Annotated in this window: 8 protein-coding genes; 6 read left to right on the forward strand and 2 right to left on the reverse strand. The window is 57.6% G+C overall.

Translation table 11 applies throughout. The annotated features are described in order from the left end of the window. Window positions 1-21: 21 nt before the first annotated feature. Window positions 22-1,842: a molecular chaperone DnaK gene (gene dnaK, locus J3U88_RS08055; RefSeq protein ID WP_207858152.1), complete on the forward strand. Its 1,821-nt coding sequence runs from the start codon at window positions 22-24 to the stop codon at window positions 1,840-1,842. Window positions 1,843-2,092: 250 nt separating this feature from the next. Beyond that, complete coding sequence (dnaJ, locus tag J3U88_RS08060) at window positions 2,093-3,214, forward strand: molecular chaperone DnaJ (protein WP_207858154.1); 1,122 nt, start codon at window positions 2,093-2,095, stop codon at window positions 3,212-3,214. Between the two features lie 209 nt (window positions 3,215-3,423). Here the strand turns inward: dnaJ and J3U88_RS08065 are convergent, their stop codons facing one another. Beyond that, on the reverse strand, window positions 3,424-4,785 hold the full coding sequence (locus J3U88_RS08065) for an ankyrin repeat domain-containing protein (protein ID WP_207858156.1): 1,362 nt from the start codon (window positions 4,783-4,785) through the stop codon (window positions 3,424-3,426). A 189-nt stretch (window positions 4,786-4,974) separates the two neighbouring features. Then, window positions 4,975-7,764 carry a sensor domain-containing protein gene (locus J3U88_RS08070; protein WP_207858157.1) on the reverse strand — a complete coding sequence of 930 codons (2,790 nt, stop codon included), beginning with the start codon at window positions 7,762-7,764 and terminating at the stop codon, window positions 4,975-4,977. A gap of 153 nt (window positions 7,765-7,917) precedes the next feature. On the opposite strand from J3U88_RS08070, the gene J3U88_RS08075 reads away from it, so the two are divergent. The 4 genes from J3U88_RS08075 (at window position 7,918) to moaA (ending at window position 10,651) form a co-directional block, all read left to right on the forward strand. Then, window positions 7,918-8,415 carry a hypothetical protein gene (locus tag J3U88_RS08075; RefSeq protein WP_207858158.1) on the forward strand — a complete coding sequence of 166 codons (498 nt, stop codon included), beginning with the start codon at window positions 7,918-7,920 and terminating at the stop codon, window positions 8,413-8,415. A 236-nt stretch (window positions 8,416-8,651) separates the two neighbouring features. Further along, entirely contained in the window at window positions 8,652-8,894 is a 243-nt protein-coding gene (locus J3U88_RS34600) for a CDGSH iron-sulfur domain-containing protein (protein ID WP_207858159.1), read from the forward strand. A gap of 153 nt (window positions 8,895-9,047) precedes the next feature. Continuing rightward, window positions 9,048-9,563, forward strand: a complete 516-nt coding sequence (locus J3U88_RS08085; RefSeq protein WP_207858160.1) for a hypothetical protein — start codon at window positions 9,048-9,050, stop codon at window positions 9,561-9,563. Between the two features lie 92 nt (window positions 9,564-9,655). After that, a complete protein-coding gene (gene moaA / locus J3U88_RS08090) occupies window positions 9,656-10,651 on the forward strand; it encodes a GTP 3',8-cyclase MoaA (RefSeq protein ID WP_207858161.1) in 996 nt (331 codons plus the stop codon). Window positions 10,652-11,011: the final 360 nt, after the last annotated feature.

The following is an 11,011-nucleotide window of genomic DNA, read 5'->3' on the forward strand; positions in this document are numbered from 1 at the left end:
TGACCAAAACGGAGTGCTTTTATGGGTAAAACTATAGGTATCGACCTCGGCACCACGAACTGTTGTGTGGCGTTTTCAGAAGCGGGAACACCTAAGGTGATTCCCAATAAAGAAGGGAGTCGCACAACCCCCTCGGTGGTGGCGTTTACGGATTCGGGGGAACGCCTGATCGGCCATATCGCCAAACGCCAAGCCGTGACCAATCCCAAAAACACCATCTATGCGGTGAAACGGTTGATTGGTCAAAAGTACTCTGGTCAGGAGATTGAGGCGGTCCGCGAGCACTTGGCCTATGAGGTGATTCAAGCCTCCAACGGCGATGCCTGGGTGAAGTCCCACGATGAAACCTACTCACCCCAAGAGATTTCAGGCATTATCCTGCGCGAACTCAAGGAATCGGCCGAAGAGTTTTTGGGCGAAGAGGTGACCGAGGCGGTCATTACCGTGCCGGCCTATTTCGACGACGCCCAGCGGCAGGCCACCAAGGACGCCGGCACCATTGCCGGTTTGGAAGTGAAACGCATCATCAACGAGCCCACCGCCGCGGCGCTGGCTTACGGTTTAGAGTCCGGTTACAACGGCCGAATCGTTGTCTACGATATCGGCGGGGGCACCTTCGATGTCAGTATCCTCGAGGTTCAGGACGGTGTGTTTGAGGTCCAATCCACCGCCGGCGATTCCTTCCTGGGTGGCGAAGATTTCGACAACGCCATCATCAACTGGATGATCGAGTGTTTTCAGGACGAAACCGGTATCAACCTGCGTTTTGACAAAATGGCGCTGCAGCGCTTGAAAGAAGCCGCTGAAAAAGCCAAATGCGAACTGTCGGCGGTCGAAACGGCCGATATTTCGCTGCCGTTTATTTCCTCGGACGCGACCGGCGCCAAACACCTTAACCTCAAGTTGGAACGGCCCGTATTTAACGACCTGATCCGCGACTTGGTCGAACGCACCCGCGCCCCTTGTTTGGAAGCGGTGCAAGCGGCGGGTTTGACCCCCAAGGATGTCGGTCGGGTCTTGTTGGTTGGCGGTCAGTCGCGCACGCCTTTGTTTCACGAGATGGTTAGCGATATTTTTGGCCAAGAACCCAACACCGATCTCAACCCGGACGAGGTGGTTGGGCTCGGTGCGGCGCTGCAGGGTTCCATCCTCAAAGGCGAGGTTAAGGATATCGTCCTTCTGGACGTTACCCCGCTGAGCCTGGGTATTGAAACCCAGGGTGGATTGGTCTACCGCATGATCGAGAAAAACGCCAACATTCCGACTGCCTACAGTCAAATCTTTACCACGGTTACCGAAAACCAGACGACGGTGAGCGTCCACGTCCTCCAGGGCGAAAGCGATATCTCCTCCAACAACCGCTCGCTCGCCAAGTTTGAGTTGGTCGATATTCCGCCCGCCCCACGCGGCGTGCCGCAAATCGAGGTTACCTTCGAAATCGATACCAACGGAATCGTGAAGGTTTCCGCAACCGACCTGCAAACCAAAAAAGAACAGTCGATTAACATCTCCCCGTCCAGTGGTTTGTCCTCCGGTGAAATCGACGACATCATCCAGCGCGCCGAGGACAACCGCAACCAGGATGCGGCACGCAAGGAAACCATTCGCAAGATGAACAAGCTGGAAAGCATGCTTACCACCTTGGATAAAACCTTCAAAGAGTACGGTCACTTCCTGAGTGATGCCGAGAAGGAAAAAATCAACGCCCAAATTGCCGACGCCCGCAAGGCCGTGAAAACCGAAGACGGCCCGGGGATTGATCAGTGTTTGGAAGGGATCAACCGCGTTTCCAAGGTCCTTTCCGAGGCGATCATGTTCGGCGGCACCCAAAAAGGCGAGTGAGTTTTTTCTTGTGAACTGTTTTTTATCGCTTTAGACCTTTCTCAAATCGTGTTGCACCGCGGTGCAACACGATTTTTTACTTCCCGAACCGGGATTTTTTCTTTTAGCATGTGGACCGGACCCCGCTTCCCGTGGGTCGGGTCCCAAAGCCGGCCGAAGGGTCGGGGTAAAAAATCGGCGGGATTACCCTTTGCCTCAAATGACAACGCCCTGTTTGGGAAACCAATCACCAACGAGGAAAACGTAGCTTATGGCTGAACAAGACTATTACCAAACCCTAGGTGTGGCGAAAGACGCATCGGATCAGGAAATCAAAAAAGCCTACCGAAAGTTAGCGCTGAAATACCATCCCGACAAGAACCCGGACGATAAAGAAGCCGAGGAAAAGTTCAAGCAAGCGGCCGAGGCCTACCAAATCCTTTCAGACAAGGAGAAACGGCAGGTATACGACCAATACGGCCACGCCGGTTTGCGTGGTAGCGGTGGGTTCGGCGGATTTAACGCCGATGCCTTTTCCGGGTTTGAAGATATTTTGGGTGATTTTTTCGGCTTCGGTCGCGGTGGCGGCGGTTCGCGGTCACGTACACGTGCGCGCCAGGGCCGCAGCTTGGAGCAAGTGCTGGAATTGGGTTTCATGGAAGCCTTCGAAGGTGTCGACAAAACCGTGAAGGTTGTCAAAAACGAAAACTGTGACACCTGTGAGGGGTCCGGCCTGCGCGCCGGTGCGAGTCGTAAAACCTGTGGCACCTGCGGCGGTCACGGCCAAGTCCAGGTCCAGAGTGGGTTCTTCGCCATTAGCCGTACCTGTCCAACCTGTCGGGGTACCGGCCAAATTGTTGATCCCAGTGATCGCTGTCGCACCTGTTACGGCAAAGGTGTTGTTGAAAAAGAAACCGAGATCAAGGTTCACATCCAGCCGGGTGTCGACACGGGCATGCAACTCCGCGTTTCGGGGAAAGGCGAGCCTGGCCAACACGGCGGACCCCCGGGCGATCTCTACCTCCACCTCAAGGTTGAGGAACACGAGTATTTCCACCGCAAGGGCGACGATCTTTACGCCTCCGTGCCGATCAGTTTTAGCCAAGCGGCCTTGGGCACCGAGTTGCCGATCCCCACGTTGAAGGGTGAGGAGCAGCTTGCCATTCCCGAGGGAACCCAGTCCGGCAAGCGCTTCCGTATTCCCGGTGCCGGTTTCTCGATTGTGGGGCGGCCCCATCGTTTCGGCGATCTGTACGTGGAAGTGGTGGTGCAAACCCCGACCAAGCTCAGCAAAAAAGAGCGCGAGCTTTATAAGGAACTGGCGGCGTTAAACGACGAATCGGCGCAAGAGGAGAAGTCCGTATTCCAGAAGGTGGTCGACTTCTTTAACTAGGATGGATTGAGGATAGGTGCCGGATGGGCTTGGCTTGGAATTCGGTATCTCTTAGGATTTTTGGATGGAATGAGGATGGGCGCCGGATGGGCGCTCCCTTGTTTGCTTTTCGGCGCATGCGGATGATGCGGTTGCTTCGGTGTTAGCGTGACCTTTGTTTGTAGGTGACGCGCTCCGGTGTGGGTGCCGCCGTTGAATCTCGGCCTGCCTCAATTGGTTTCGGATTTGAGCAGAATCTTGACCAGGTTGGTGTGCCCGTTTTCGCGCGCTAAATCCAACACGGTATGACCGTCGTTGTTCCTTAAATGGAGCGGGGCGTCGGCGGCGATCAGGCGTCGGACCATGGCCTCGTGGTTCTGGATAACCGCTAAGTGGAGCGCGGTGTTGCCGCTGCGTGGATAGGCCGCGCTCAGGTCTGGTTTGTAACGGAGCAGGAGGGCAAGCACCTCGGGACGGTCTTGGCGAACCGCCGCGCAGACGGGTGTTTCTCCCTGCTTGTTGGGATGGTTGATGTCCGCACCACGCTTCACCAACATGCGCACCACATCGGTGTCGCCCGCTTGGATCGCCATCAACAGTGGCGTGTGTGTTTGGTATGGTTTGGGATTAAGCTTCACGTGGGGCTGTTGAAGCAGCAGCGAAACGCACTTCTTGCGGCCTAGGCGAACCGCGTAGGTCAGGCTGGAGTTACCGGTACGGTCGATGGCGTTGGTTTCGGCGCCCGCGTTGATTAACAGCAGACAAATGTCTTCAAAGCCGAAACCGGCCGCAAACATCAGCGGCGTTTTTCCCAGCGGTGAACGAAGGTTCACATTGGCTCGGAATGCCAACATTTGCGCCACCATTTGCCGGTCCCCCGTCACAATCGCCCAGAACAGCGGCGAGATCCCACCCGCGTTGAGGCTATTGATGTCGGCGCCTTCTTGGACCAGGATGTCGAGGATGTCGCGTTGGTTGCGCAGCACCGCGATCATCAGGGTGTTTAGGTGGAAAAAGTTCTTGAATTGGGCGTTATCACCCAAGGCGCGGTATTCCGCGACCAAACGTTCGAGGAAGTCGATGCCCGTGTTGGTGCGTTTCCCAACCACAAAATCACTTTTGACGTAAGCCGCGCGCGTCAGATCGGCGCCCTGTTGGAGCAGGAACAAAACGGCCTGCTCATGGCCTTGGTAGACGGCCAGCATGAGGGAACTCCAGCCCTCGTCGCTCACGTCTTCCACGTTGGCACCAAGCCCGAGTAAGTGCTCGAGGATGGTGACGTTGCCGCGGGTGGCCGCCACCATCAGCGGCGTCCAACCGCCGTTGCCGCGGAAGTTGATATCGGCTTCACGGGCGATGCAGCGGTCGATCAGAGCCACATCTTCTTCCATGATGGCGCGGATCAGGCATTGGTCCGCCTCGCGCGCCGGGCGTGTTTGCTGGACCTTGGGAATAAAGGTCTGTTGACTGTCTTGAGTCGCGCACCATACCGCGCCGGTGGTAACCCCGACCCAGGCGGGCGCGGCCAACGCCGGCATCACCCATCCTGTTAGCAGGATCGCTAGGTACCACAAACGTTTATCCAACAGCACGGTGACTCCCTCATGGTTTGCTGTTCCCGAGCCCGGAAATGATGCATCACGGATAAAAATGATCGCTCTCCATCATATCCGATTCACCGGCGCTTAAAAAGTTATGAAACGGAGATTATTCGTGTGTTATCGGGAAGATGTGACTCCTTATCTAGAATTGTCCGAAAAAGCAAAATTAGAGGTTGTGCGTCAGGTTGAGCCCTTTTCCGGGTTAGGTGGGGTTTCCTTGAAATGGTCGGCGAGGAAGGCGTCCATTTGGGTGACGGGAAGCGGGCGCGAGAAATAAAAGCCCTGCATGAAGTCGCAGTCGCATTCTTTGAGGAAATCCCATTGGGCAAGCGTTTCGACGCCCTCCGCGACCACCGTCATGTTGAGTTTGTGGGCCAGCGAGATCATTGCCTCGACCAGGGCCGCGTCGTCGCGACGGTGGACCACTTCCTGCAAAAAGGAACGTTCGATTTTGAGCATTTTTGCGGGAAAGCGGCGCAGGTAACTCAGCGAGGAATAACCCGTCCCGAAATCGTCGACCGAAAAGCGCAGCCCTTTGGCCGTGAGAAGTTTAAGGTCTTCCATCAATTGTTCCGTTTCTTCCAAAACCAAACTTTCCGTGATTTCAAGTACCAGACTTTGCGGGGGGAGGCCCGATTCGGACAGAACCGATTCGACGACCTGACGGAAATCCTGTTCGCGGAATTGACGGGTCGAGATGTTGACGCTGATGTGCAGGTCGTAGCCTTGGTCGAGCCAGCGTCGTGCTTGGTAGCAGCTTTGCCGCAGGACCCATTCGCCGATGGGAATGATTAGCCCCGTTTCCTCGGCCAGCGAGATGAACTGGCCGGGAGGGACGATGTTGCGGGTGGGATGGCACCAACGCAGCAAGGCCTCGCAGCCGACAACGCGGCGTTCGTTCGTGGCCAGAATCGGCTGAAAATACAGCATGAGTTCGCCCAGGTCCATCGAACGGCGCAGCTCGCCTTCCAAGCGCAGTCGGTCCTGGGCGGCCAAGTTCATCGCCGGGGTGAAGAAGCGAAAGGCGTTGCGGCCCGCTTCCTTGGCGCCGTACATCGCCGTGTCGGCCTGTTTCAGTAAATCGCGGATGGAATCGCCGTCGTCGGGGTACAGTGTGATGCCGATGCTGCCGGAAATGTACAGTTGATGCCCCTCGATGTTAAAGGGTTTCGCCAGTTCGGCAAGCGCCTTTCGCGCGACCACCTCCGCGTGGTGTGATTCTTTGAGGTTGGGTAGGATAATGGTAAATTCGTCGCCGCCAAGGCGTGCCACCGTATCCGAACTACGGGCACAATCGCGCAGGCGGACCGCCGCTTCTTGCAAGAGGATGTCGCCGACCGCATGGCCCAGGCTGTCGTTGACCAGCTTGAAGCGGTCCAGGTCGATAAACAGCAGGGCGGCCTTGGTTTTCATGCGTTTTGCCAATTCGAGCGCTTGACCGAGGCGGTCCATAAACAAAATGCGGTTGGGGAGTTCCGTGAGGGGGTCGAAATTGGCTTGACGGCGGATGATGGCTTCCGACTCATTGCGTTTGGTGATGTCGGCAAACACCATCACGTAGCGAAATTGGGTGGATTGCCCGTGATGGTAGGTGGCCGTGATCGAGCACCAACTGGGAAAGTTCTCGCCACTTTTGCGCTGAAACCACAGTTCGCCTTCCCATTTGCCGGTCTGTTCCAAATGGGGCAGGATGTTTTCGGCAAAGCCATGGCGCTGATGGGGTGCGATGAGTTTTTCGGGGGCGGCATCGTTAATCGCCTCCGATTGGTAACCCGTCATCGAACAAAAAGCCGGGTTAACCGCTTGAATCGTGTTGTGGTTGTTGATGACCACAATCGCCTCACCGGTTGCGTCAAACACCACCGAGGTCAGGTAACTCTGCGATTCCATTTGCAACAAACTGGTGATGTCCACCACCACCGCAAAGGCTTGGCGGACCGCGCCGTGGTTGTCGCGGTCCACGGTTACCTCAAGCACGCACTGCAGGGTGGTTTTGGCCGCCGTCATGACCGAGATTTCCAGGTGGAACCGGCGCTGGTCGCTGTTGCGGCGCAGGGGATCGAGCAGAAAGGCTTGTTGGTCTGGAAGCAGCAGGTCACCTAGCGGCCGGCCGATCAATTCTTCTTTGCGGAAGCCCAGCCATTCGCACAGGGTGTGGTTCACCGCGGTGAGGTTCAGCCGGCGATCACACAGCCACATGCCGGCCGCGTTTTCCTCGAAAGGGATCGTTGTTAGGGCGGCATCGGCGGGCGTGTTTTTCTCGGCGGCGGTTTCCATCAACTGGGGAATGAAGACCAGGCGGCGCCCATTGGGGCCTTCTAAGGTGCTTAGGTAGAAGCTGACCGGGATGGATCGGCCGGTGCGGGTAAGCAGCTCGGTGGTTTGGTACACCGTGGTTTTTTTCTCAATGACGTGGCCGATCCATTGATCCATCAGGGCGGGGTCGGCGACCCGGTCGGCCAGCCATTGACCGCACAGCGCGGTCGTTTCGCCGTATTCGAGGAGTTCGCAGGCGGCAGGGTTGGCAAAGAGGATATGGCTCTGGTCGAGGGTCATCACCGGGACCGGCAGTTTCTGCACAAAATCAACCACATCGCTGAAGCCGTCGCTGGGGAACATTTCGAGAAAAGCCAGCGCGTGTTCTTCAAATTGAAAGGGACCGACGCGAACTTGGAAACCGGGCTGATCGCTGATGTGGAGGGCACTTTCGCGAAAACCGCTTTGTATATGGGGTCCGCGAAAGGTGTGCGAGATGCGGCTTTCGAGCGCGGCCGCAACGGCTTCGGCAAGCGGCGAGTTCGACCAACGGGGCACCAGGTCCTCAAGCGAACTGCCAAACAGGTGGTGGTTTGGTAACTGCAGGATTTGACGGCAGCGTTCATTGATAAAACGAACGACCCCGTGTTTGTCGACAAGAAGGTACCCTGCATGGGTGTGTCGCAACATCTCTTCGAGAAAAACTGCCGTCAAAAAAGAACTCCCATGCGCCTCGGGGCGGATTAGACTGGAGAGACGCGGGTGATGGGGGAATGGGTTTCGATACCGAAAAAAGGTCCCTTTGCTGTATGGTTGAAAAGCTTTTCGGTAGCAATGCCCAAAAAGTTGAAGAAGGGAGCGGGAAAGTTGACAGAAAGCGTCACATCGGTCCTGTGGCGGGCCTGGCTCGCCTGCGCCGAATGGCTGGCGGCCGATCCGCTGCGTCCCTTGTTCGTGGCGGCCGTGCTGATGCTCGCTGTTTTTTTCGCCACGCGATTCTTCACCGCCAGGTGGCGGCGTTGGACCGGTTTTTGGCTGAACCGACGCGGGTCGCGGGCCGAACGCGCCGCCTTACGCCTGCTCAAAAAAGCGGGTTACGATTTGGTGGACGACGAACCGAGGCTTGTGTACCACCTGCTGATTGACGGCGAACGGCAGGCGTTCAGCATCACCCCGGATTACGTGGTCCGCCGCGACGGTTGCGACTACATCGTCGAAGTCAAGCGCAAGGACAAGGCGGGCACCATCCGCAACGGCCAGGTACGCCGCCAGGTGGTGGAATACGCGCTGGCGTCGCAACAGCCCTGTTTGTTGGTCGACATGAACGCCCGCGAAATCACCGAGGTCGCCTTGGCGCGGCACTAAACTCTCGTCGACGGGTTGCGACGGTGGGGAGGAGCAACGGTGTGGTTTCCCTAAGCCGTCTCGATGTCGCGTTGGCTTGAGCCGGGCGGTTTTTCTGAGAATCCTTGGACAGAACCTTGGGCACGAGCGCAACGGGCTATAATGGTGTCCACCCATCAAAACCAAATCCGTCGGATCCTTTAGAGATCGACATCTACCGGTGTTTCGTCAAGCGCCGTGTGTTCGGGAGGGCGACCGTGTCGGAGAAGATTCAGATCAACAAAACCGGGCCGAGTACCATTGAGTTGGAAGAGGGGAAAACCTATTGGTGGTGTCGCTGTGGGCGCAGCAAAGAGCAACCGTTTTGTGACGGTTCCCATGGCGGTACCGGCATCGAACCCATGGAATACAAAGCGCGGTCGTCGCGTAAGTTCCGTTTTTGCGCGTGTAAAGCAACGAAGAAACCGCCGTTTTGCGACGGGGGTCATCTCGAATTGTAAATTCGCGAGCTCGCTGCTACCCCTTCACGGGTTTGCCGCCCAGGCCTTCGCCCGCCTTGGTCGTCGCCGTTTTCCTTCATTTTGGCTACAATGGCCGAACGACCTGTGCGCCGGTGGTGTGTGCGTTGGGTTCTCGCGTGGGGTGGCAGGGATTTGGTTAAAGGAAAAGTTGGGCGTCGCAAAGTGAAACGGGCTCCGGTTGTGCTGTTGTTGCACGGCCACATGGTGGACCATCCCGAAGCCTTACTCCATTGGTTCCAGCAAGATCAGGAGAAAACCCGGCACCAAATCCGCTATCTCTACAGCTTGTTCGCCTTCAAAAGCGAAGAAGGGTCCTTTGCCCGCGATTTGGTGCTGGGCAAACCCAACTTCTGGGTGTTTCGCTGCAATCAAAAAGCGTTCTGCGGCGACTTCCTCGTGATCGATATGTCGCCGCCCAAGGTCGCCGACCGACCCGTTTGGTTGCTTGACCTCAAGGAAGGCTGTCCCGTGTCGGACGGGGCCGGCTCGGCCGGCGCGCAAATGATTCACGCGGATCGCGCCCTGGCCGCGATTTACGCGGAACACGGCGCGGTGGAACCCAATCAGCCGTTCGAGAAACGGGTGGGGAGTGCCGCCGCCCTGCTCGAATTTTTTGGCTGTCCGGTAGCGACGCTTCCCTCGGGTTAACTCGGCGTCTATACTCGGCCGCGTCACTTATTCCGCCCGGCTTCTCCCGTCGCCTGGGTTACAATGGGCTTCTTGAAGACCGGGGAGGCGCCTTGATTCGGGACCAACGCAAACGGCCGCTGCGCGATTTACGGATTTCCGTGACGGACCGCTGTAATTTTCGCTGTGGGTACTGCATGCCCAGCGATCGCACCTACACTTTTTTGCCAAAAAACCAGTTGCTCAGCTTTGAAGAGATCACCCGCATCGCGCGCGCCTTTGCCGCGCTCGGGGTCACCAAGCTGCGCCTGACCGGCGGTGAACCGCTGCTGCGCCGCGATCTGCCGCTGCTGATCGCCATGCTCAAAGAGATCGACGGCATCGAGGACATCGCCCTCACCACCAACGGCTCGCGGCTCGGCACCTTTGCCGCCGACCTGGTTGCGGCCGGGCTCAGCCGTGCCACCGTCAGCCTCGACAGCCTGCGACCCGAGGTCTTCACCCGGCTTGCCGATACCAAGGTCCCGCTCGAATCGGTGCTGGCGCAAATCGACACCGCCCTCGCCGCGGGTCTGCCACTCAAAACCAATACGGTGGTTCAAAAAGGCGTTAACCAGGGTGAATGTGCCGAGATCGTCGCCTATTTCCGTGCGCGTGGTGTCACACCCCGCTTCATCGAATTTATGGATGTCGGCAACCTCAACGCCTGGCAACGGGACCACGTCTTTGACGCGGCCCAAATCGCGGCCCAAATCGGCACCGTTTTCCCCCACCACCCCTTGCCGCCCCGCGTCCCCGGCGAAACCGCCCGCCGGTTCGGCTTCGACGACGGCCCCGGCGAGTTCGGCATCATCGCCTCGGTGACCCAGCCCTTCTGCGGCGCCTGTTCCCGCGTCCGCCTCTCCGCCCAGGGTCGTGTTTACCATTGCCTGTTTGCGGCCGAAGGTTACGATCTCAAAAGCCTGGTTCGCGACGGCGCCGATCAGGAAACTTTGGTTGCTGCGATTGCGACGGCCTGGCGTGCGCGTACGGATCGCTATTCGGAAGAACGCGGCGCGGTCGCCCCGGCCGAACGAACCAAGGTCGAGATGTACCATATCGGCGGTTAACCAGGCCGCGCCGAAACCCCGCGAAAATGCCCACGGGGCTTGTCCCTCAAGCCTTTTCCGCCGTTCATTCTTTGCTTTTTTCGAACCATACCTGGCTTATGATGTGAGGGGCGCCGCGGTTTTCCACCGAGGGCGGCGTTTCAGTGTTTCTAAATTATTGTCCCACGGCGCCGCGGCGCCTTGATTTGTTTTTTAAGCTGTTTGCGCCTGATGTTGTTCTTGGTTTGCGGTTTTTTTTTCGCCGTCGACGCCCACTTTTTGCGCGGACCCTATTAAGGGCCGTTTTCCAAACTTTGTCGGCCGGTTTCCCACGTGGCGGTTTCGCCGGGTTTTCCCGACCGTGAATCCACCCTTTCCTCA

Origin of the sequence: Acanthopleuribacter pedis (assembly GCF_017377855.1) — a bacterium.
Lineage (GTDB): Bacteria > Acidobacteriota > Holophagae > Acanthopleuribacterales > Acanthopleuribacteraceae > Acanthopleuribacter > Acanthopleuribacter pedis.

Bases quoted from the DNA above. Each gene is read 5' to 3' on its own strand.
- dnaJ (WP_207858154.1), top strand. From the start codon at position 2,093: ATGGCTGAACAAGACTATTACCAAACCCTAGGTGTGGCGAAAGACGCA.
- dnaK (WP_207858152.1), top strand. From the start codon at position 22: ATGGGTAAAACTATAGGTATCGACCTCGGCACCACGAACTGTTGTGTG.